Origin of the sequence: Aureivirga marina, from assembly GCF_015767265.1 — a bacterium.
In the GTDB taxonomy this organism is placed as follows: Bacteria; Bacteroidota; Bacteroidia; order Flavobacteriales; family Flavobacteriaceae; genus Aureivirga; species Aureivirga marina.
In genome coordinates this window covers 194,067-217,831 of the sequence record NZ_JADPIB010000001.1, presented here as the reverse complement: position 1 = coordinate 217,831, position 23,765 = coordinate 194,067, and the positions used below count along the sequence as shown (strand labels likewise).

The following is a 23,765-nucleotide window of genomic DNA, read 5'->3' as shown; positions in this document are numbered from 1 at the left end:
TAACTTATGAATTTTCAAAAACAAATCTTTAAAAAACTAGATGTTTCTTCTGATTTAATTCCAGAAAAATTTACATTTCCTTTTTATTATGAACCGCATGAATTGGCAAAAAAAGCAGCTGAAGATTTACAAAAATATTTGGAAAATCAAACAGATTTTGTGCATCATTTTGGATTTAATTCTTCTTTAGATGGAAAAGCTACAGGAAAAATGTTTGGAGTTTTAGTTGTAGAAAATCAACAAAAGGAAATCGGGTATATCAGTGCGTTTTCTGGAAAATTAGCTGGTTCTAATTCACATTTTAAATTTGTTCCACCTGTTTTTAACATGTTGGAAAATGATGGTTTTTTTAAGAAAGAAGAATTGGTGATTACTGAATTAAATAAAGAAATCGAAAAATTAGAGAATGCTCCTTTTTATTTAAAAATAAAAGAAGAATTTAAACAAGTTTTAAAGAAAGAAAATCAAGAAATAGAGTTTGCAAAAACAAAACTTAAAGAAGGAAAAAAGCATCGAAAAGAAATAAGAAATAAAGCAAAAGAAGAACTTTCAACGAATGATTTAGAAAAACTAATCGAAAAATTGAATAGAGAAAGTCAATTGGCGAAAATTACTTATAAAAAACTTGTAAAAAGCTGGTCTGATAAAGTTTCTATAATTAAAGAGAAAATAGAAGTTTTAGAAAAAGAAATTTTAGATTTAAAACAACTTCGAAAACAGAAATCCGCCGAATTACAAAAACAACTTTTTGAGAATTATACTTTTTTAAATATTGCTAAAAAAGAAAAAAGTTTACAAGCGATTTTTCAAGAAACAAATTTAAAAATTCCACCAGCAGGAGCAGGAGAATGTGCAGCTCCGAAATTATTACAATTTGCATTTTTACATGATTTAAAACCAATTGTAATGGCAGAATTTTGGTGGGGAAAATCGCCTAAAACTGAAATAAGAAACCATAAACAATTTTATCCAGCTTGTCGAGGAAAATGTGAACCTATTTTATCTCATATGTTAGAAGGAATGCAAGTTGCTGAAAATCCATTTTTGGAAAATCAGCTAACAATTGAAGAATTAGAAGTGGTTTTTGAAGATGCTCATTTATTGGTAATTCATAAACCTGCTGGATTTCTTTCTGTTCCTGGGAAAACAAGTTTAGAGTCTGTTTTTACAAAAATTCAAAAAAAATATCCAAAAGCAACAGGACCTTTATTGGTTCATCGTTTGGATATGGCAACTTCTGGATTGCTATTGATTGCGAAAACAAAAGAAATCCATAAAGAGTTGCAGCAGCAATTTTTAAAAAAAATAGTGCGTAAGCGTTATGTTGCTTTATTGGATGGTGTAGTTACTGAAAATAAAGGAATTATTGATTTACCATTACGAGTGGATTTGGAAGATCGTCCGAGACAATTAGTTTGTTTTGAACATGGAAAATCGGCAAGAACTGAGTGGGAAGTTTTAGAAAGAAAAGATGGGAAAACTAGAATTCATTTTTTTCCAATTACAGGAAGAACACATCAATTGCGAGTTCATGCAGCACATTTGAAAGGATTAAATTGTGCAATTATTGGTGATGAATTATATGGAAAACGAGCGAATCGATTGCATTTACATGCAGAAGTTTTGGAGTTTGTTCATCCAATTTCTAAAGAAAAAATAATTGTTAAAAATGAAGCAGAATTTTAAAATAAGATTTCTTTAATACAAAAAACAAAAGCTTATGATTAACTTAAAGAATCAAAATGTTTTAAGATGCGTAAGTTTTTATTTATTCTATTTGTTTTAATTATTTCTTGTAATGAAGATGAGGGAATTTCAATTCCAGATCCGAAAGAAGATCCAGAATTTGGAAGTAAAGAAACTGTGATTACAGGTTTGCAAAATCCTTATGGAATAGCTTTTTATAATAATGAATTATATGTTTCGCAATTGAGCAGCGAGAATATTCTTTCAAAAATTAATTTAAATGAAGAAGTGAAAATGTTGGTTCCAGTAATTACAGGATCGCAAGATTTGAATTATTTAGAATCAAATGGAAGTGAATTATTTATTACAAATATTTTAGGAAATGCAATTTTAGAATTGAATTTGGATAATGAAACACCAAATTTGGAAATTTTCAAAGCAGATGTTGCTTTAGGATTTCCATTTGCAATTGAAATTGTTGAAAATACAATGTTTATCACAGGTTCTCTTACAGATAATATTTTGAAAATTGATTTAACAAATTCTGATTTGACAATCGAAACAGTAACTTCTAATGTAAATTATCCAAAAGGAATTGCTTATTATGAAAATCAACTTTTTATTGCAGAAGAGGGACAAATAACAAAAATTTCTTTAGAAAATCCAGAAGTGAAATCAGAAGTTTTGAGTTTAGAATCAAATCCATATGATATAAAGATTCAAGGAAATTATTTATATATCGCACAATTTGATTTAGGGAAAATAATTAGAATTAATATAACACAAGAAAGTCCATTTTCTGAAGAAGTAAGCTCAGGATTAAATGGACCAGTTGTGCTTCGTTTTTTTCAAAATGAATTGTATGTTGTTGAGCAAGAATCTGGAGAGATTTCTAAGATTAAATTATAAGAAATTATATTTTATATCCTTTTACACCTGTAACGCAACCAAAAAAGAAACTTATATATTCAACTTCAAAATTCTTATTTTTAAAAATATTGTATACTTTTTTTGCATTTTGAAATTCGTTTACATAAATACCAAGCATCTTGTATGAAGTATTATTTTTTAAACAATATTTTCCAATGAAAGGGACGATAGTATTGATATAAAACTTAAAAAAAAATGCAAAAATTTTATTTTGAGGAATAGATATTTCAGTAAAAATAAACTCACCATTTTTCTTTAAAAGTCTATTAGTTTCTGAAGTTAATTGGTTTAATTGTTTTTCACTTAAAGTTTTCAATCCAAAACAAGAAACAATTGTGTTAAATGAGTTTGACTTAATTTTATTAAAAAAGAAATTTTCCTCCAAAATTGTCACATTTACATTCTGAATAAGATGACTTTTTTGTTGTAAGTTTTTTATCATTTTAGGTGAAAAATCTAGAGCAAAAATGCTATTTTTTTCATTTGAAAATTTCTCTAAATATTTTAATGATTCTCCCATTCCAGAGAAAAGATCTAAAATTGTTTTAGGACCTTTTAAGTTTATTTTTTTTAATGTTTTAATTCTCCAAATTTCAGATAAACCAAAAGAAGTAATTATGTTCATAATCTGATAACTAGGAGCCATTTCATCAAATAAATTTTGAATGTATTTTGGATTATAAATCTGATTCATTGTGATTTGTTTTTAGATTTTTTTAAATCTTGCTCTAAACTTTTTAAAACATATTTTTGGATTTGCTTAAAACCTAATTCTTCTAATGGTTTCCAATAAAATCTAGGATAAAGTTCTGTTGTATAACAGATTTTTTCTATTATTTTAGAATTGTTTTTATCGATTTTTTCAATTGAATAAGAATTACTTTTCATACCCAACCATTTTCGTCCAGTTATTTCTAGATTTAAAACATTAAAATGGATCATTTTGTTTTTTTCTATTTCAGTAATTTCTTGTATAAATTTACCTTCATTTGAATAGCAAATTCTAGTTGCTCCAACTTCAACTTTTTCTAAATTACAATTCACAGGAATAGGTAAGTTGAGATACATTAAAAATGATTTTTTATATTCAATTTTTTCCATATTTATCAAACCATCATAAATTTCTTCTGGGGAAAAAGGAAGAATTAATTCTGTAGTTACTTCTGATATTTCATACTTATTTCCTGTCAATTTTTCTTCTATAAAACTAAAAGAAAGAAATATTAAAAAAGGAAAAATACTTGATTTTAAATGTATCTCATCATCTTCTTTTTCTTTAATTTGATTACGAACTCTTTTAATACAAATTCCTAAAAACGTTGCAAAAAATACAATCGGCATTGCCATCAAAACACAAATCATTCCTTCTAAACCTCCACCTATAAGTAGGGAGAAGAAAATAATAAATGAAATAATTAAACCAAAAAGGCTTACTGATTTTACAATTGATTTTCCCAATAAATAACCTAAAATAAATGGAAGAAAAACAAAAAATGAAATCCCATAACCACCTAATCCAATGTGTAATAGAAAAAAACCTGTAAAAAGAAAAGTAAGACTGATTAAGATTGAAATGATAAATTCTTTTTTCATTATTTTTTATTTTAAAAGATTTTCTAAAGCATTTTTTAATTCTGGAAAATGAAATTTGAAACCTTCTTTTTTTAATCTTTTGGGTTTAATAAATCTTCCATAAAGCGCTAATTCAGCATCTGTTTTTAAAATATATTTTGCACCAATTTGTGTCATCCAAATAGGAGAGGAGAATCCAATAGGAATTTTTAAAACATTTCGAAGTGTTTTCATAAACGTTTCATTTTTCGTAGGATTTGGAGAAGAAACATTGTAAATTCCAGAGTAATTTTCATTTTGAATTGCTTCTAAAACTATTCTTTGAAAATCTATTTCATGAATCCAACTCATTCCTTGTTTTCCATTTCCAGTTTTCCCTCCAAAACCAAGTTTTACAATTTTTTTAAGTTGTTTTAATGCTCCTCCATTTTTTCCAATTACAAAACTTGTTCGCAAAACAACATCTCTACAATCTGAAGGTAAATTTTGATAAAAAGTTTTTTCCCATTTTTTTCCAACAAATGGAGCTAATCCATAACCTAAAGTTGTATTTTCAGAACAAATTCTCGAAGAAGAATCTCCATAAATATGAGCTGTAGACATCTGAATCCAAATTTTTGGTGGATTTACAACAGATTTCATTGCTTCCCCAATAATTTTTGTACTATCAATTCTTGAACGTAAAATTTCATCACAATTTTCAGGAGTTTTTAAACAGTTTACATTTTTTCCAGCAAGATTAATTACAGCTTTTGCATTTTCGAATTCTTCTACCCAATTTCCCAAAGAGAAACCATCCCAGTTTGAAACTAGGAAATCCTTAAAATATTCGGGATGGTTTCGTGAAATGATGATTACATCATATTCTTTTTCACTTAAAAAATTAGCAAGACTTTTCCCTAAAAAACCGGTTCCACCAGTAATAATAATTTTTTCTTTTTTCATTTTCTTTTTATATTTATGAAACTTTCAGAAAAAAATGAAAGTTTATGGTTTTAAAAAAACTCAATTTTATAATTGAGCTTATTATCTTTATTTCATTAATTTAATAACCGTTTTATAAAACCAATGTTCATCAGACTTTACAAACTTTTTTACTAAACCATCCAAATTAGAAGTAAAAGATTCTAGTTTTTCGATTGTTTCTTTAAATTCTTTTGCTTCCTCAGATTCTTCTTCCACATTTTTAACTTCATTTAGAATTTTAATTACAGGTTCAACTTCGCGTTTACTTCTTTCTTCTGTAATTCTTCTAGCAACTTCCCAAATATCTTTATCTGCTTTAAAAAAATCTTTTCGTTCTCCAATTTTAATTTCCTTAGTGACAATTCCCCAATCTATTAACCCTCGAAGATTCATATTTGCATTTCCTCTAGAAATTTGTAAATATTCCATGACTTCTTCTGTAGAAAGTGGTTTTTCACTAACTAAAAGTAAAGCATGAATTTGTGCCATTGTTTTATTGATTCCCCAATTAGAACCTAAAACTCCCCAACTGTGAACGAATTTTTGTTTAGCTTCATCTAATTTCATGATTCAAATATATAAAACTTTCAGTAAAAATTGAAAGTTTTGAAAATAATTTTTAAAAAAGTGACAAAGAAGAAAGTTTAAAAATGTAAATATGAAATTAAAACCATCTAATTTTCCCAATTTTACAGTAAAAAATAGACGGAATTAAAAATTTTACCAAGATGTACTAAAATTGTAAAATAATTGTTAATAACTTATCAAGAAGAATTATAATAAATGTAGTAAAAAACCTAGCATTTTATTATATTTGTCTGTTTTAGAATTTACATAAAAAGAGATATACAAAATATGAGCGAAGAAGCTAAAAATAAATATTCCGCTGACAGTATTCAAGCGTTAGAAGGAATGGAGCATGTTCGTATGCGTCCATCGATGTATATTGGAGATGTAGGTGTTCGAGGATTGCATCATTTGGTTTATGAGGTTGTAGATAACTCTATTGATGAAGCAATGGCAGGACACTGTACTGCGATAGATGTTTGGATTAATGAGGATAATTCGATTACTGTAAGAGACAATGGTCGTGGTATTCCAGTTGGAATGCATAAGAAAGAAGGAGTTTCTGCGCTAGAAGTAGTAATGACTAAGATTGGAGCTGGAGGTAAATTCGATAAAGATTCTTATAAAGTTTCAGGAGGTCTTCACGGAGTAGGTGTATCTTGTGTAAATGCATTATCAAATCATTTAAAAGCTACAGTTCACCGTGATGGAAAAATCTGGGAACAAGAATATGAAAGAGGTAAAGCTTTATATCCTGTAAAACAAGTTGGAGAATCTGACACAACAGGTACGGAAGTTACTTTTTTACCAGATGATTCTATTTTTCAACAAACAACAGTATACAATTACGAAACTTTAGCAGCTCGTTTACGTGAGTTATCTTATTTAAATAAAGGAATTCGTATTTCTATTACTGATAAAAGAGAAAAAGACGAAGAAGGAAACTCTTTACATGAAGAGTTTGAAAGCAAAGAAGGTTTAAGAGAGTTTGTAAAATATTTAGATGCAACAAGAGAGCAATTAACTGCTGGTGTGATTTCAATGGAAGGAGAGAAAAACGGAATTCCTGTAGAAGTTGCAATGGTTTATAATACTTCTTATGCTGAAAATTTACATTCTTATGTAAATAATATTAATACACACGAAGGAGGAACACATCTTTCTGGTTTCCGTCGTGGATTGACAAATACATTAAAGAAATATGCAGAAAGTTCTGGAATGTTGGATAAATTAAAATTCGATATTTCTGGAGATGATTTTAGAGAAGGTTTAACTGCAATTGTTTCTGTAAAAGTTTCGGAACCTCAATTCGAAGGACAAACAAAAACGAAATTAGGAAATAGAGAAGTTACCTCTGCTGTTAGTCAAGCAGTTTCTGAAATGTTGACTAATTATTTAGAGGAAAATCCAAATGACGCAAAAACAATCGTTCAAAAAGTAATTCTTGCTGCGCAAGCTCGTCACGCTGCATCTAAAGCTCGTGAAATGGTGCAAAGAAAAACGGTGATGTCAATTGGAGGTCTTCCTGGAAAATTAAGTGATTGTTCAGAAACAGATCCTGAAAAATGTGAAGTATTCTTAGTGGAGGGAGATTCTGCCGGAGGAACTGCAAAGCAAGGTCGTGATAGAGTTTTCCAAGCTATTTTACCTTTAAGAGGAAAAATCTTAAACGTAGAAAAAGCTATGCAACACAAGGTTTTTGAAAATGAAGAAATCAAAAATATCTTTACTGCTTTAGGTGTAACAATTGGTACAGAAGAAGATAGTAAAGCTTTAAATTTAACAAAACTTCGTTATCATAAAATCGTAATTATGTGTGATGCCGATGTGGATGGTAGTCACATTGCAACATTAATTCTAACATTCTTCTTTAGATACATGAAAGAATTAATTGAAAACGGACATATTTATATCGCTACACCTCCTTTATATTTAGTAAAGAAAGGAAGTAAGAAAGAATATGCTTGGAATGACGACCAACGTGATAGAATTGCGATGGGAATGGGTTCAGGAGCATCAATTCAGCGCTATAAAGGTCTTGGAGAGATGAATGCAGAACAACTTTGGGATACAACAATGAATCCTGAATTCAGAACATTAAGAAAAGTTACTATTGATAGTTTATCTGAAGCTGATAGAGTTTTCTCAATGTTGATGGGTGATGATGTTCCGCCAAGAAGAGAATTTATTGAAAAGCATGCTGTATATGCAAATATCGATGCTTAATAGAAAATATAGAAAAATTAACACAATTAAATAGAAATAATGAAAGTAACAGTAGTTGGAGCAGGTGCTGTAGGTGCAAGTTGTGCTGAGTACATTGCGATTAAGAATTTTGCATCTGAAGTAGTAATCGTTGATATTAAAGAAGGATTTGCTGAAGGAAAAGCAATGGATTTAATGCAAACTGCTTCTTTAAACGGTTTCGATACTAAAATCGTTGGAACAACAGGAGATTATGAAAAAACAGCTGGAAGTGATGTAGCTGTAATTACAAGTGGAATTCCTCGTAAGCCAGGAATGACTCGTGAAGAATTAATCGGAATCAATGCTGGAATTGTAAAATCTGTTAGTGAAAGCTTAATTAAGCATTCTCCAAATGTGATTATCATCGTTGTTAGTAATCCAATGGATACAATGACATACTTAACTCACAAAGTAACAGGTTTACCAAAGAATAGAATTATCGGAATGGGTGGTGCTTTAGATAGCGCTCGTTTCAAATATAGATTAAGTGAGGCTTTAGAATGTCCTACTTCTGACGTTGATGGAATGGTAATCGGTGGACACAGTGATACTGGAATGATTCCTTTAACAAGATTAGCTACAAGAAACAGTGTTCGTGTATCAGAGTTCTTATCTGAAGAAAGATTAGAGCAAGTTGCACAAGATACAATGGTTGGTGGAGCTACTTTAACTAAATTATTAGGAACTTCAGCTTGGTATGCTCCAGGTGCAGCAGTTTCTTCTATGGTTCACGCAATTGCTTGTGACCAAAAGAAAATTTTCCCATGTTCTACTTACTTAGAAGGAGAGTATGGATTAAATGACATTTGTATTGGTGTTCCAGTAATCATCGGTAAAAACGGAATCGAAAAAATCGTTCCTATCAACTTAAATGATGCTGAGCAAGAAAAATTAGCTAACTCTGCAGCTGCGGTTGCTAAAACAAATGGATTATTAGAATTATAAGATTCGAAAATATATTCAATAAAAAAACTCCTAACTTTAATTAGTTAGGAGTTTTATTTTTTATCTGTTATAAAGGGGATGATTAGATGCTAGTTCTAATAAATCCCATTGATTTCCATATAAATCTTTAAAAACAGCAACTGTCCCATAATCTGCTTCAAGTGGATCTCGTGTAAATTCAATTCCTTTGGATTTCATATCTTCATAATCTCTCCAAAAATTATCTGTTTTTAAAAATAAGAAAACTCTTCCTCCAGTTTGATTCCCAACTGCTTTTTCTTGTTGTTCATTAGAAGCTTTTGCTAATAAAATAGTAGTTCCCGAAGAATTTGGTGGAGCAATAACAACCCATCTTTTTTTTTGTTCTGGTTGGTAAGTATCTTCAATTAATTCAAAACTTAATTTTTTTGTATAAAATTCAATTGCTTCGTCATAATCTTTTACTACTAAAGCTAAATGAACTATAGACTGTTTCATATTTATAAGGTTTTAAAACAAAATTAAAAATTTTATAGAGCTGTTTAAAATTTATGTCCAAAAGTTGTATAGAATTTTAAAAGCTTTTTTTTCGATTTTTTCATCAACATAGTGCAATGTAATGTACTTTAAACAACCTATAAGGTTAACAACGAAAATAGAGAATGAAACACTTGAGAAAAAAATATAAAAACCAGTACTTTGTTTAAAGTGTTGGTTTTGAATAGCTTTTCTGATGTTCAACAAATTCTGGGTACTAGAACTATTGAGAACTTATTATTAGTTTATCTTTTAATTCTGGGCTACACATAATAATGTTAGGAATTATTAGATGTATCATATTTTCATTAATGACGTGTATGTATAATGGATTTTCTGGGAGCCAAGAAGCTACACTAGGAAAACATAATACTGAAGTTTTTTTTCCAGAAGGCGAAAGTAAATAAACTTTAGAAATGCTTTTGTTTATTAATGATTTTAGTTTAAAATCATTTTCTATTAAAACAGAACGATCATAATCAATCTTAATATCTTTCATATTGATTGTAATCGTATCTTTTGAAACTAAAACAAAATTTAAAGATTTTATTTAATCCTGACTAAAAACATTTGTTGTCACACATATCAGTGCAACCAATAATATCATTTTTTTTATCATTTTACTTATTTTTATTATCATAACCAGATTTATCAAAATTAGACTCTTTAACTTCATTCATTTTGATAAAAGTAATTGCCTTATTCCTGAGTTAAAACTATATGATTATTTTTTTCAACAGTTGGAATCCATTCTGAAATCTTTAGCATCATCTCCGTAGGACAGTATATATAATTAGGTTTGAAAAAATTATAATTATAAGAACTACCAACTTGGTATTTCTTCCGTCATAGGACCTACACTTTGGTAAGTACTCCATTTTGGGTTGTTAATTGATACTACTAAAAAAATAGTGTTACCTAAATCTAGTAAGGAATGAGATTAATAATCGATAATTTTAATTCCATAAATACGCTTAGTATCTATATATTTATATTCCAAAACATTCTTTAAGCTATCTTTGTTTTTAATATAATTTTTTCTACCATTGAAAGATATTGATTTTAAAATTCCATTATATTTAAGTAACGAGTCTGTTCTTTTAAAAACTTTAATATCAGGATTTAAATCAATAGATTTTTCCTTATAATAAATACCTAAATTGTAATAAGAAGAATCATTTGAATTAAAAACTACATTGAATCCTTGATTCTTAGCATAGATGTAATTTTTTTTAGGAAGAAAAGGAGAATAATATTTCCCAGGGATTAAATAAAAATGATGTCCCGTTTTTTTCCAAATAGTAAATACCTTTGATTTATCATCATTATAAATGAAATATCTTTTGTAGAATAATTGATAATAACTGAATAGTATAAATGTTATTAATAACAATTTATATTTCTTTTTCATCTGTTTTAGTAATTTGTTTGAAATATACAATAATATTTTAATTTTTATTATTAAAAAGTCCTGAAAGGATGACATAAGATAACACAGAATGAAGTTCTGTGAAAAGAGCTATAAACTATATAAAAACCAGAACTTTAAATGAATAAAGTACTGGTTCTCTTAGTTTTTTTAGTAGCTATTACAGTACTCGGTAGAGTTGAGCGCTATTGATTATTTATTCGAGCGTCAGTTGAGCTTTAGATTACCAATCTTTTTTATACCCACTCCAATTCAAGGGAATAGACTCTTTTTTATATACAATCTTAATGTATTTTTCCTGCATTATTAAGGTATCTTTTGATTCGCTAAAAATATAATTAGTTGTAACATAGTAACCCTGACCATCTCCATATATAAAACTTTCTATTTGGACATTCTTACCATTAGATGAATAATAATAGCTTTTACTATGATGTTGATTATTAGGGTTTAAGTCGCTTTTTTTTAATTTATTAGGCTTACCAAAAGCATTTTTGACAGGTATAGAAAAAATTAAACACCTACCATTATTATAAAATTTAATAAAATTAGAAACACTGTTTAATTCATTTTCTGAATTATTTAAAGGGTAAATCAACTTACCATTGTTATACATTTCAACCATTTTGTATATTGCAAGTGTATCTATGTCTCCAACCATATTCCCTTGCTTATTTTTTAATTTAAAGTTAGGGTTCTTCGGAACATATTGTCCGTTATGATTTATAAATCCTTTATCCAATATTGTGCAAGCTCCAAAGAATAGACATAAAACTAATATGGTAAAGAAATTAAATATTATTTTAAAAAAAGTCTTCATAGCAATTGGTTTTTTATTTAGAAATCAATAATATAAGGCAAAATATTTAATCCTTGTAAAAAATACTTTTTTCATATTTTTCTACAGAATTTACCCAAAGTTGAGGTATGTTTTTTTCTTCTGAAGATAGTATTGTAATTCCACCAACAATTGCACAAATCGTATCACGATCTCCTAAAATTGAAACTGCTTTCCAAAGTGATTCCTCAAAATTATTTAAATTATGAGCAGCACACCAAATTGAGAAAGGAACGGTATCTTGCGCAATGATTTTTGTGCCATTTCCTAAAATTGATTTCACTGTATCTATTGTATAAGTATAAGGAATTTTAATTCCCTTTCTAATTTTTGAAGTGGTATCTGTATCTGGTAATTCAGCAATAATTTTCTCAATAAATTCTATAGGAGAAATAGATTCCTGATTTAATTTTATTCTTGTTGCAAGTGCTGTAGCAACAGAAACAGCAATCGCTCCCGTAATTCCTTCAATATTAGAATGCGTAATTTCAGCAGATTTAATCGCTTCACTTTTTACTTTTTCTAAATCATCAAAAAAATAAGCACCGATAGATGAAACTCGCATAGAAGCCCCATTTCCCATAGAACCCATTCCTTCAAAAACATTTTGAGAAATTTCTTTCCAATTTCCTCCTTCACCAATTTCTCTTAAAATTCTTCTAGCTGTTGCTCCATAACCTCGATTGACATCCTTTTCATGATTTCTAGAAAAAAGCTTTGCCAATTCATCCTGATTGATTTTTTGAAACCATCTTAATTGTTCAAAAACTGCGATTGCCATCACAGTATCATCTGTAAATTCCCAAGTTGTTTTAGGAATTTTTCGTTCTTGAATGTGTTTCAAAATTAAATCGGTTTCACCAAAGAAGCTTTCACCAAATGCATCTCCTATAGAAGTTCCTAACAAAGACTTTTTTGCTAATTCTAATCTTTTTTCAGTAGTCATTTTTTACATTTAAATTTATTTGCGTAAGATAAACAAAAAATAAAATTGTGTTGGATTAGAATCCATATTCTTTTAATAATTCTTATGTTTTTTTAGATAAAATATTATAAGACCAAATTATATTTGTAACTCCCAAACAAATGGATTCCAACTTTAAAAAAAATGAATTTTGGGAGTCAATTCCTGAAATAGAAATGATAAATATTGCTATAATTGGAATAAAACTTAATATAATTTTTAAATGAACTATTTTAATAAACTCTAAAATTAGAATAAATGCGCAATAAATAAATGAAGAAATAATAATTGGAAAAAAATAATTAACTAGATACATACCTAGAGAACTTAAACTTTTACCTTCTATATTATATGATGTTATTATTAATCCTAAAAAAGATAATGTAAAACTAATTCCGAATAATTTTTCTTGTCTCATAGTTTTTATATTAAATATATAATCGATTTTGCATTATTATGGATAGAAAATCATTTTTAAAATGATTTACATTTTTTCTTTAATAGCTTTTCTCCAGAAATAAATTCCAAAGACAAAAGTTACAATTGCGAACATAATTCCATATTCGCCATACCATAGTCTCATTCCTTCTTTTTCAATTGTTAATTCTGGCAATATTTTTTGAATATATATATTGCTCACTGCATGGAAAATTACTGCTGGCCAAAGACTTTTTGCTTTAAAAGTGTAATAAGTCATCATAAACGACATAGAAATGATTACGATATAAAATGTTGTCAATTCTAAAGCGATATTTCCACCATAATAAACAATTAATGGCCAATGCCAAGTTGCCCAAATGAAACCACTAAATAATGAAACTCCAGTAAATGAAAGAACTTTTCTTAATTCAAAAATAAAAAAGCCTCGCCAACCAATTTCTTCTCCTAAAACTGTTGCAGATGCTCTGATTACACTGATAGTTCCAACTAAAAGAATTCCTATAATTACAATAGAAGTTGTACTTAAAGTTCCGATTCCAATCAGCCCAATTTCTTTTGCCCAACTTTGTAAAGTTTCCGAATTAGCTATGTCTCCAAAGCCTAAAAGCCAAATTAAAAGATAGGTGATTGTTGCATATAGAGCTGGAGTTAGATAGGATAATCGAATATATTTCCAATTTCCCCAATTCCATTTTAAAGAATAAATAGGGCGTTTTTTAATTTTTAAAGTGATGAAAGTTGCAATTGCAGGACACCACATTAATCCGCCAATATAAATCCTGGATGGATATAAATTTACGATTGCATAATGAAAAATTGCGCTTAAAATGGTTACAATAACAAGGAAAATTCCAATAGTTCTCCAAGTTTCTTTAGTTTCAGTAATAGTATTTTGCATTAAAAAGTTGGTTAGATTTTAGAAAAAGCGAATTTCGGAGAATTTTATTATGAATAGCTTTAAATAATGTTAAAAAAGTTCTTAATTGTTACTTTTTAAAGAAAAGTAATTTAAAATAATCTGAAAATTTCATGAGAAATATATAATAGCAATTAATTTGCGAATTTAAATAATTTTTTAGGGTAAAAGCAGCTGTGCAAAATGCAAAAACGTTCGGTGATAATGCAAAAGCAGCTGTGCAAAATGCAAAAACGTTCGGTGATAATGCAAAAGCAGCTGTGCAAAATGTAAAAACGTATGGTAATAATGTAAATGCAGTTGTGCAAAATGCAAAAACGTTTAGAAAGAACAGAAAAGCACCTATTAATTATAAAAAAACCACCTCTAATAATAGAGATGGTTTTCACCTTTAATATGTTGAATATAAAATTATTCTTGGATATTCACTTTTGGATTTAAAATCTCATCGATTCTTTCTACAACATCCATCAAGTGATATTTACTCATTCTGTCAGATGTGATGTTGATTGCTCTTTTTGCATCTTTCTTTAATCTAACTAATTCTCCACGAACAACTGGACGAATATCCGATTGCGAAACATTCACTTTTGTTTGTGTTGCAAAGAATCTCCAGAATCCTTCTAATTCTTTTTGCTTATTAGTCATTAAATAAGACATTCTTTCTAAATAAGCTCTTTGAAGATTTCTTCTATATGTATCAATTTTTCTTCCATATTTGATTTCAGTCCAAACACCATTTCTTAAATCATCCATCATTTCTAATAAAGAATAAGCATCTTTTCCTTTAATTGTTTCAGCTTCAATCAAACGAGCCATTCTTCCGAAATCTAAGATATTTTCTAAAGTATTTACTTGTGTTTTACGAATTCTTTCTACAGCTCCAGCAGATTCGATTCTATCAAAAATATTTTCATCTAAAAGCCAAGTAGGAGTTTTAAATAATTCATCATTGATAAATTTCATACATGCTTTTTGATGCTCTTCAGGAGTAATTACATACACAGGACCTTTTTGATCATACGTTTTTGTGTATTCATAAACTCCTCCAATATTTGAAGAAACATGTCCCATATAACGATTGTATTGACCAACTAATTGACCATACATATCTTTTAAGTTTTGATAATCTTCTCCTTTTTCACCAGTCCAATCAATTAAATTAGGAACGATTCTCTTTAGGTTTGCAATTCCATATTGAGAAGCTTTTACAGCATCATTTCCTAAATCTTCTGTTTGTGCAGTTGGATCAATAATCCAAGAGAATTGTTGTTTTCCAAAACGATACATTGGATCACCAGCATGTTCTAAAATCCAAGCGTCTAAAGTTTCTTTTTCGTCTTTTCCAGTTTTTGCATCTAAAATTGGACGATATCCCCAGCTAATTGAATATTTATCATAAATTCCAATTTCTGGCATTAAAGCAACACCTTTATCTTCTGGTTGTGCAATGTAATTGAAACGAGCATAATCCATAATAGAAGGAGCAGTTCCGAATTTCTTTGTAAACTCAGCAGAACGTAAAGAATCTACTGGGTAAGCATAGCTTGAAGCCATATTGTGAGGTAAACCTAAAGTATGACCAACTTCATGAGAAGAAACAAAACGAATTAAACGTCCCATTACTTCATCTTTAAATTCATTTCCTCTTGCTTCTGGGTTAATAGCAGCAGTTTGGATAAAGAACCAATTGTGTAATAAAGTCATTACATTGTGATACCAGTTGATATCAGATTCTAAAATCTCTCCAGAACGTGGGTCACTTACGTGCGGTCCATTTGCATTTGGAATAGGAGAAGCTAAATAACGAACTACAGAATAACGAACATCTTCTGGGCTCCATTCTGGATCTTCTTCTGGAGTAGGAGGATCTTTAGCGATAATTGCATTTTTAAATCCAGCTGCTTCAAAAGCTACTTGCCAATCTTCAATTCCTTGTTTGATATATTTTTTCCAAACTTCAGGAGTAGCACGATCGATATAATAAACGATTTGCTTTTTAGGTTCTACTAATTCTCCACGTTTGAATTTCTCAATATCTTCATCTTTTACTTCTAATCTCCAACGATCTAAGAAAGTAACTTTTTTACTTTTTTGTGCTTTTAATCCATAATCTGTTTGGCTTGTAGTAAACCACCCAACTCTTTCATCAAAATAACGACGCTTCATTGGTACTTTTGGAAGTAAAACCATAGAATTACTAATTTCTACAGAAACAGAACCTGTACTTGCATTTGAAGGTGGTTTTGCTGAATTATAAGTTTTAATAGTTCTAACTTCAATATTTTGAGGATAACTACTAATTCTTTTAATAAAAGATCTTTCTGGATCTAAATTAGAGATTTTATATTCTTCACGAATACCTTTTGGTAAACCTAAGGCTTTAATGTCTTTTGAGTAAAGTCCTGTTGCATCAATTACAACTCCTGTGCTGTCTTTTGTAATTGCTTCAATTGGAAAATTATAAAGAATTGGTTCAAAGTTTGAATTCACAACAGCTTTGTGAATTGGTAAAGAATCTGCCGCATAATTATTATAAGAAACAACTCTCAATAACACTCTTTTTTCGCCTTGTTTTTCCCAACGAAGAACTTGTGTATTGATTTTTCCTCCACCAAATCCAATTCCATCTGCTGTTTTTGCAATTCTTGAAACAATCAACATTTGACGATTGAACAAAGAATCTGGAATTTCATAGAAATATTTGTCACCAACTTGATGAACAGCAAACATTCCTGCATCTGATTTTGCATCTTTAGTGATAACTTGTTCATAAGATTTCATTCCGCCTTTTTTGGCGTTTTTTTTCTCTTTTTCTTGTGTAATTTCAAGATCGTCTTTATGACGCTTTCTCTTCCTTTTTCTCTGCGCATCCGCTGAGAATACTACTCCAAATGCCAAAGCAAATAAGAGAATATTCTTTCGTAAAGTGATTGCCATATTTATTAAGATTTGTTATTATTTGTAATAGTCGAAAATAGAAAAAGAATCTTAACCTTTTCCCAAAACTTTGTTAAAGCTTTTTTATGTAAAAATCCGTATTTAAAATAGGATTAAATACGGATTTTTATATTTATATATGTTTAATATTAAGATATTTAAATTGGATTTGATTTTATTGAAATATTTGAAACTTCTATCAGTTTTCCTTCTTTCAATTCTTGATTACTATACAATTGCCCTAAAGAATCAATAGAAACTGGTTTGTCAGAATAATAACGAATAAAATCTGAGAACCAAATACCACTAATTTTTTCTTCATCAATTGCAACTCTTAAGATTGGTGTTTTAGCATCCATATCCATAAAACCAATATAATCAATTGTATAATCATCTACATTTATCCAATAAACAACTTCCGCTGGATATGTATTTTCATAGGTTGCTTTAATCTTATAATATTTTTCAAATTTTACTTCTTCTGTTCCCAACAATTCTTTCGTTTTCATCGGTTGTTGTAGACGATAAGGAACTAATCCTTGAAACACAAAATAGTATAATTTCTTTTTATATTTTTCTGTTAAATTTTCTGGAAGATGAAGTGGTTCTCCGTTCATTAATCGAACAAAACCTTGATTGTTTACTTCATCAATAATCGTATTTCCTAAAGTATCTTGAAAAGCACGAGAATATTTAAATTCTCCATATTTTTTATAAACTTCCATTTTATTCTGATCAAAATCAAATGCAACAGTTACATCTTGTAAAAACTCAGTACCAGAATTCTTTAAAGTTTCTTCAATTATTTCATCAACTTTCAACTCTTTTTTCTGTTTACATGAAACAAAAAAGAGTCCTATTAAACCCAAAAAAATGATAGTATTCTTCATAATAAACCTGTTTATTTTTAAAGGTAATAATTTTTAACTAACTAATTTTGAGTTTTTTAAATTTAAAAATCATTTAACTTTTAGTAGGTTTTCTCTTTTTGTTTTAAGAAAAAATATAGACTTGAAGACAAATTTGTTTGTAAATTAAAGCAAGAAAAAAGATTATTTTTGCAAAATGCATTTATTCAAGAAACTTTTTGAGTTTTATATTTACAGTAGTTTACATGTGTCATTGGCAACTTTTTCAATGACAAAAATTACACTTATTTCCAATGGAATTTCAGACAACTGGATTCCGATATTTGTATTTTGTAGTACTTTTATTTCATATAATTTTATTCGTGATATAGAATTTCAAAACGTTGCAAAACATTCTTTTTTAATTTGGTTTATGAAACGTAGAAAGAATCTTTTTCTGATTTCTTTTGTATTTACAATCATAAATACCATTATTTTTTTCTCCCCATTTTTTCATTGGATTTCACTTTTAGTATTAATTCCTTTTGCTTTAATGACAGCTTTTTATGCAATTCCTGTAATTAAAATTAATAACAAAGTTTACAATCTTCGAAATATTCCTTTTTTAAAGATATTTACGATTTCTATTTCTTGGGCTGGAATTACAGTTCTTTTTCCAATTTCCAATTTTCATTTTTCTTTCAGTTTAGATGTTTGGTTAGATTTTTTCCAAAGAATTTTATTTGTATTAATTATCACATTACCTTTTGATATTCGTGATTTAAAACATGATGACATTTCATTACAAACTTTTCCTCAAAAAATAGGAATTAGAAATACAAAATTAGTCGGTGTTTTTTTCGCTATTTTATTTTGTTTTTTACAATTCTTGCATTCTTATGAATTTGATAAGTTTTCTTTGATAAATTATATAATTATTGCTGTTTCTGCTTTATTTTTAATTAAATCTTCAGAAAAACAATCTAAATTTTACGCATCCTTTTTTGTAGAAGCTTTGCCTATTGTTTGGCTTATTTTACTTCTACTTTTATAATTGAAGAATTATAGTATTTTTGGAAAAAACTAACTAAGATATATTAAGAATGCAATTCCAAAATAACCTAGAGTTTGCAAAACAATTAGATGCAAAAGATTCATTAAGAAAGTATAAAAATGAATTCCACTTTCCAAAAGTAAATGACAAAGAAGTAATTTATTTTACAGGAAATAGTCTTGGATTACAACCAAAAAATACACAAGCAATCGTGGATGAAGTAATGACAGATTGGAGAGAGCTTGCTGTAGAAGGACATTTTTATGCAAAAAATCCTTGGATGACATATCATGAAAAATTTGCAGAACCACTTGCAAAAGTTGTAGGAGCATTACCAAAAGAAGTAACTGTGATGAATACACTTACAGTAAATCTTCATATGTTAATGGTTTCTTTTTACCAGCCAACAGCAAAAAGATTCAAGATTTTATGTGAAGCAAAAGCGTTTCCATCAGATCAATATATGTTAGAATCACAAGTGAAATTTCATGGATTCGATCCTAAAGAAGCAATTGTTGAGGTTGCTCCAAGAGAAGGTGAGCATATTATTAGAACAGAAGATGTTTTAGCAAAAATTGAAGAAAATGCTGAGGAATTAGCTTTAGTTTTAATTGGTGGAATCAATTATTATACTGGTCAAGTGATGGATATGAAAACAATCACAAAAGTTGGTCATGATGTTGGAGCAAAAGTAGGTTGGGATTTAGCGCATGCAGCAGGAAATATTAAGTTAGAATTACACGATTGGGATGTGGATTTTGCTGCTTGGTGTTCGTATAAATATATGAATTCAGGACCAGGAAATATGTCTGGAATTTTCGTTCATGAAAAACATGTTGAAAATAAAGATTTACACCGTTTTGCAGGTTGGTATGGACATAATAAAGAAAGAAGATTCTTGATGGAACCTAGCTTTGATCCAATGCCATCAGCAGAAGGTTGGATTGCAAGTAATCCACCAATTTTAGCAATGGCTCCTTATTATACATCTTTAGAAATGTTTGATGAAATTGGAATGGATGCTTTAATTGAAAAAAGAGATCAAATTACTTCTTATTTAGAATTTATCATTTTAGAAATCGCTAAAGAAGTAGGAGGAAATTTTGAAATTATTACTCCAGAATTACCATTTAGAGGAAGTCAATTATCTGTTTTACTTCATGGTGCAGGAAGAGAATTATTTAATTTCTTAATGGAAAAAGGTGTAATAGTTGACTGGAGAGAACCAAGTGTAATTCGTCTTGCTCCAGTTCCTTTATATACTTCTTACGAGGATATGTATCGTTTTGGACAAATCTTGAAAGAAGGATTAAAAAAATCGTAAAAAATAAGATAAAAGTTATTTAAATATTAAATTTTTGTAAAAAGATTCAAGGGTTTTCTTTGAATCTTTTTATCTTTAAGGTCTAAAATAAAAGAGGTTTATTTTCAATTTTAAAAATCACTAGATTTTAGAGTTCACATACAAATTAGTTTCTATTTTTTAATAGAAAACAAGACTCTGTACACTTAGAATGAAATGAAAAACTCTTTTTAAAAGTTTTCACAATAGGCTACAAAAAGACAAAAAACATGCAAATAGCAAAAAATATAGCAATTGTAGGATCAGGTTTAGTAGGAACATTGCTTGGTATTTATCTAAAGAAAAGAGGTCATGATGTGACGATTTTTGATAGAAGACCAGATATTAGAGACGTAGAGTTTTCAGGACGTTCTATTAATATGGCAATGTCTGATAGAGGTTGGAATGCATTGGAAAAAATTGGAATTGCAGAAGAGATTCGTGAAATCGGAATTCCGATGCGACAAAGAGCAATTCATTTAAATGAAAAGCCAGTATTTTTTCAACCTTACGGAAAAGAAGGTGAAGCTATATATTCTATTTCAAGAGGTGTTTTAAATAGAAAAGTAATTGATTTAGCAGAAGCAAAAGGAATTAAATTTTTATTCAATGAAAAAGTTTGGGATGTTGATTTACCAAATGCTATAATTTATACAGGGAAATCAGAAATTGAAAATCTAGAAGCCCATAAATTTGATTTAATATTTGGAGCAGATGGAGCATTTTCAAGAACACGTCATAAAATGCAAAGAAGATCAAGATTTGATTATTCACAAGAATTTATCAATCATGGTTATAAAGAATTGACAATTCCTGCAACAGAAGATAATAAGCATTTAATTGATAAAAATTCTTTACATATTTGGCCAAGAGGTGAATTTATGTTGATTGCACTTCCTAATTTAGATGGAACATTTACTTGTACTTTATTTTTACCATTCGAAGGCGAAACTTCTTTCGATTCTTTGACAGATGAAATAAAAGTGACAAATTTCTTCATGAAATATTTTCCAGATGCTTTGTTATTAATGCCGAATTTACCTCAAGAATTTTTTAAAAATCCGATGAGTGCGTTAGTAACCATTAAATGTTTTCCTTGGGTTTATTGGGATAAAGTTGCGTTGATTGGTGATGCAGCTCACGCAATTGTTCCTTTTTATGGACAAGGGATGAATGCAGGTTTTGAAGATATCACAATTCTAGATGAAATGATGGAAAAGTATGGTGATGATTGGGGAATGATTTTCCAAGAATATCAAAAAGAAAGAAAACCAAATGCAGATGCAATTGCAGAACTTTCTCTTCAGAATTTTATTGAAATGAGAGATAAGACAGCTGATGAGAAATTCCAATTAAGGAAAAAAATTGAGAAGAAATTTTCAGAAAAATATCCAGAATTATGGGTGCCATTATACAGTAGAGTTACATTTAGTTTAAAACCTTATAAAGAAGCTTTAGATGAAGGTAAAAAACAACGAAATATAATGGATGAAATTATGAAAATTCCTCACATAGAACAGATTTGGGATTCACAAAAAATAGAAGATAAACTTTTAGAATTGCTTCAGCAAACAGTAGAAAATTAAGATAAATAATACATTATATAATTGAAAAAAGCATAGAATTTATATTTTATGCTTTTTTTATTTATCAAAATATTAAAAAAAATAGTATATAAAAATATTTTTAATAAAATCTTAATTTATATAGAATAAATCTATATAAAATTCAAAATAATTAAGAAAAAAGATGGTAAATAGTTATATTAATGTTAATTATGCATTTTTTATTAGTATATTGGTGCTCTCAATTTTAAAATTAACTCCATGAAAAAAAGAAAATTACTTTTTACGGGACTTTTAGCTCTATTAAGTTTTAATTCATTTTCGCAAGAAACAGAAGTTGAACGTTGTGCAGCAGTAGAAATTACAGAAGAAAAATTATTGGATGCTGAATACGCAAAACAACATCGAGAAATTCAAGCGAGATTTGAAAGAAAATTAGAATTATTAAAGTCATCAAGACAAATGACTGACGAGAACACACTTTATATTCCAGTAGCTGTTCACTTTCCAACAGGAAGCGAATCAGATAGAGAATGTTTAGTAGAACTTGCTCAGAAGCAAATTGAAATTTTGAATAATGATTTCAATGGTGAGAATGCTGATATTTCTAATTGGGAATCAGTAAAATCTGATTATCCAGGATCAAACACAGGATCTGTAAATGTGCAATTTATTATTGCAACAGAAAATCATCCAAATTTAGATCCTGATGTAGTTGAAGGAGAACCAGCTGTAACTATCGGATATAATTTCGGTGGAGGTGGAGATAGCGACACTAACTGGGCTGGATATTTGAACTTCCTAGTAAAACCTATTAATGCAGGTTTATTAGGTTACTCTCCTGTTGGAGGGAATCCTTTACAAGGAGATGCGATTGTAATGAATACATTTGCATTTGGTGATAATACTTCTGGATGTAGTGGATTTACTCCTGGAGCACCTTATGATTTAGGTAGAACAGTAACACATGAATTAGGTCACCACTTTAATTTAGCTCACATTTGGGGTTATGGTGGATGTGGATCTGATGATGGAATTGCTGACACACCTGATGCTTCAACTTCAACTGGTGGGTGTCCATCATCTATTGTTGAGTGTGGAAGTAAAAATATGACAATGAACTTCATGGATTATTCTAATGATGCATGTATGTATATGTTCTCTGAAGGTCAAACAGATGTTATGAGATCATATATTGAATCTGTGATTGATGATTATCATAATGATAGAATTGATCCAGAATTAATCAATGTTAAGGAATTTGCTGAAGAATTAGCATTTGATGTTTATCCAAATCCAGCTTCAGAACACTTATACATTAAAATGAACAATAAAATCATTAATGATGAATTAACAGTTCAAATGTATGATGTTACAGGAAAAATGGTTTACGAAGTAGGAACAAACGGACAATTTGAAGAAGTTATCAATACTTCAAGTTTAAATGATGGTATCTATTTTATCAAAGTTTTCAGCGGAGATAGATATTATGCTGACAAAGTAGTTATTTCTAAATAATAAAGTTATATGAAGAATTTATTTTCATTATTTATCTTTCTTTTCTTTTTAGTTTCTTGTAAATCAACACAAACTGAAACAAATGATAACACAAGTATTCGTTATCAAGAATCTTATGGTTCTGTTTGTTGTCCTAAAGATATAAATCATGATTATCATATTTATAAATTTGTGGAAGATTTTGAGAAAAATAATGATGTAAACATTAAAGAAGTTTACAAAGTTATTACAGGAAAAGAAGGAGAAGCAACTTATTATTTTACTTTGAATGAATTAAGTCCTGTATTACAAAAAAAGTTTGTTACAGAGCGAATTGCATCTTTAAAAGTGAAAGAGAATCGTTATAAAGATTATTTAAATTCTCCTGAAAATTTAAAAGAATTAATTCCAAATAATTATCTGTATCAAACAGAAAATAAAGACTTAAAGCAATTTAAAGATTCAACTTTTTGGAAATAACTAAGAAAAAAACAATTATTAA

At 28.7% G+C, this 23,765-nt stretch carries 22 protein-coding genes; 10 read left to right on the top strand and 12 right to left on the bottom strand.

The annotated features are described in order from the left end of the window. Positions 1-6 precede the first annotated feature (6 nt). Together I1A51_RS01015 and I1A51_RS01010 are read left to right on the top strand one after the other, a co-directional pair. Positions 7-1,686, top strand: coding sequence for an RluA family pseudouridine synthase (locus tag I1A51_RS01015; protein ID WP_196890520.1), 1,680 nt, complete (start codon positions 7-9; stop codon positions 1,684-1,686). A gap of 66 nt (positions 1,687-1,752) precedes the next feature. Next, positions 1,753-2,595, top strand: a complete 843-nt coding sequence (locus tag I1A51_RS01010; protein ID WP_196890519.1) for an NHL repeat-containing protein — start codon at positions 1,753-1,755, stop codon at positions 2,593-2,595. A 4-nt stretch (positions 2,596-2,599) separates the two neighbouring features. On the opposite strand, the gene I1A51_RS01005 is transcribed toward I1A51_RS01010, so the two are convergent. The 4 genes from I1A51_RS01005 to I1A51_RS00990 all read right to left on the bottom strand — a co-directional run bounded on the left by I1A51_RS01005 (position 2,600) and on the right by I1A51_RS00990 (position 5,721). Next, on the bottom strand, positions 2,600-3,310 hold the full coding sequence (locus tag I1A51_RS01005; protein ID WP_196890518.1) for a class I SAM-dependent methyltransferase: 711 nt from the start codon (positions 3,308-3,310) through the stop codon (positions 2,600-2,602). Beyond that, positions 3,307-4,209, bottom strand: a complete 903-nt coding sequence (locus I1A51_RS01000; protein ID WP_196890517.1) for a hypothetical protein — start codon at positions 4,207-4,209, stop codon at positions 3,307-3,309. The genes I1A51_RS01005 and I1A51_RS01000 overlap by 4 nt, the downstream gene beginning before the upstream one ends. A gap of 6 nt (positions 4,210-4,215) precedes the next feature. Next, positions 4,216-5,133, bottom strand: a complete 918-nt coding sequence (locus I1A51_RS00995) for a TIGR01777 family oxidoreductase (protein ID WP_196890516.1) — start codon at positions 5,131-5,133, stop codon at positions 4,216-4,218. 87 nt (positions 5,134-5,220) lie between these two features. Next, positions 5,221-5,721, bottom strand: a complete 501-nt coding sequence (locus tag I1A51_RS00990; RefSeq protein ID WP_196890515.1) for a GbsR/MarR family transcriptional regulator — start codon at positions 5,719-5,721, stop codon at positions 5,221-5,223. A gap of 288 nt (positions 5,722-6,009) precedes the next feature. Here I1A51_RS00990 and gyrB point away from each other — a divergent pair, with 288 nt between their 5' ends. Together gyrB and I1A51_RS00980 are read left to right on the top strand one after the other, a co-directional pair. Continuing rightward, positions 6,010-7,947, top strand: a complete 1,938-nt coding sequence (gyrB, locus tag I1A51_RS00985; protein WP_196890514.1) for a DNA topoisomerase (ATP-hydrolyzing) subunit B — start codon at positions 6,010-6,012, stop codon at positions 7,945-7,947. Positions 7,948-7,986: 39 nt separating this feature from the next. After that, complete coding sequence (locus I1A51_RS00980) at positions 7,987-8,913, top strand: malate dehydrogenase (protein WP_196890513.1); 927 nt, start codon at positions 7,987-7,989, stop codon at positions 8,911-8,913. Positions 8,914-8,973: 60 nt separating this feature from the next. Here I1A51_RS00980 and I1A51_RS00975 read toward each other — a convergent pair whose 3' ends face one another. From I1A51_RS00975 to I1A51_RS00950, 6 genes are all read right to left on the bottom strand, one after another. Further along, the gene (locus I1A51_RS00975; RefSeq protein WP_196890512.1) at positions 8,974-9,390 is read right to left on the bottom strand and encodes a VOC family protein; all 417 of its coding nucleotides are present in this window, start codon (positions 9,388-9,390) and stop codon (positions 8,974-8,976) included. 262 nt (positions 9,391-9,652) lie between these two features. Further along, a complete protein-coding gene (locus tag I1A51_RS00970; RefSeq protein WP_196890511.1) occupies positions 9,653-9,928 on the bottom strand; it encodes a hypothetical protein in 276 nt (91 codons plus the stop codon). A gap of 441 nt (positions 9,929-10,369) precedes the next feature. After that, positions 10,370-10,840, bottom strand: a complete 471-nt coding sequence (locus tag I1A51_RS00965) for a hypothetical protein (protein WP_196890510.1) — start codon at positions 10,838-10,840, stop codon at positions 10,370-10,372. A gap of 241 nt (positions 10,841-11,081) precedes the next feature. Beyond that, on the bottom strand, positions 11,082-11,678 hold the full coding sequence (locus I1A51_RS00960) for a hypothetical protein (protein ID WP_196890509.1): 597 nt from the start codon (positions 11,676-11,678) through the stop codon (positions 11,082-11,084). A 46-nt stretch (positions 11,679-11,724) separates the two neighbouring features. Further along, entirely contained in the window at positions 11,725-12,642 is a 918-nt protein-coding gene (locus tag I1A51_RS00955) for an ADP-ribosylglycohydrolase family protein (RefSeq protein ID WP_196890508.1), read from the bottom strand. A 502-nt stretch (positions 12,643-13,144) separates the two neighbouring features. Then, positions 13,145-13,999: a CPBP family intramembrane glutamic endopeptidase gene (locus I1A51_RS00950; RefSeq protein ID WP_231373928.1), complete on the bottom strand. Its 855-nt coding sequence runs from the start codon at positions 13,997-13,999 to the stop codon at positions 13,145-13,147. 194 nt (positions 14,000-14,193) lie between these two features. Between I1A51_RS00950 and I1A51_RS00945 the strand changes: the two genes are divergently transcribed. After that, entirely contained in the window at positions 14,194-14,412 is a 219-nt protein-coding gene (locus I1A51_RS00945) for a hypothetical protein (RefSeq protein ID WP_196890507.1), read from the top strand. A 16-nt stretch (positions 14,413-14,428) separates the two neighbouring features. Here I1A51_RS00945 and I1A51_RS00940 read toward each other — a convergent pair whose 3' ends face one another. Together I1A51_RS00940 and I1A51_RS00935 are read right to left on the bottom strand one after the other, a co-directional pair. Further along, on the bottom strand, positions 14,429-16,957 hold the full coding sequence (locus tag I1A51_RS00940) for a zinc-dependent metalloprotease (RefSeq protein WP_196890506.1): 2,529 nt from the start codon (positions 16,955-16,957) through the stop codon (positions 14,429-14,431). 158 nt (positions 16,958-17,115) lie between these two features. Then, positions 17,116-17,847: a DUF6503 family protein gene (locus tag I1A51_RS00935; protein WP_196890505.1), complete on the bottom strand. Its 732-nt coding sequence runs from the start codon at positions 17,845-17,847 to the stop codon at positions 17,116-17,118. A 175-nt stretch (positions 17,848-18,022) separates the two neighbouring features. Here I1A51_RS00935 and I1A51_RS00930 point away from each other — a divergent pair, with 175 nt between their 5' ends. From I1A51_RS00930 to I1A51_RS00910, 5 genes are all read left to right on the top strand, one after another. Continuing rightward, the gene (locus I1A51_RS00930) at positions 18,023-18,859 is read left to right on the top strand and encodes a UbiA prenyltransferase family protein (protein ID WP_196890504.1); all 837 of its coding nucleotides are present in this window, start codon (positions 18,023-18,025) and stop codon (positions 18,857-18,859) included. A 49-nt stretch (positions 18,860-18,908) separates the two neighbouring features. Then, a complete protein-coding gene (gene kynU / locus I1A51_RS00925; protein WP_196890503.1) occupies positions 18,909-20,183 on the top strand; it encodes a kynureninase in 1,275 nt (424 codons plus the stop codon). Between the two features lie 248 nt (positions 20,184-20,431). After that, complete coding sequence (locus I1A51_RS00920) at positions 20,432-21,787, top strand: FAD-dependent oxidoreductase (protein WP_196890502.1); 1,356 nt, start codon at positions 20,432-20,434, stop codon at positions 21,785-21,787. A gap of 240 nt (positions 21,788-22,027) precedes the next feature. Continuing rightward, positions 22,028-23,284 carry a zinc-dependent metalloprotease gene (locus tag I1A51_RS00915; protein WP_196890501.1) on the top strand — a complete coding sequence of 419 codons (1,257 nt, stop codon included), beginning with the start codon at positions 22,028-22,030 and terminating at the stop codon, positions 23,282-23,284. A 9-nt stretch (positions 23,285-23,293) separates the two neighbouring features. Further along, complete coding sequence (locus I1A51_RS00910) at positions 23,294-23,743, top strand: hypothetical protein (protein ID WP_196890500.1); 450 nt, start codon at positions 23,294-23,296, stop codon at positions 23,741-23,743. The last annotated feature ends 22 nt before the right edge of the window (positions 23,744-23,765 follow it).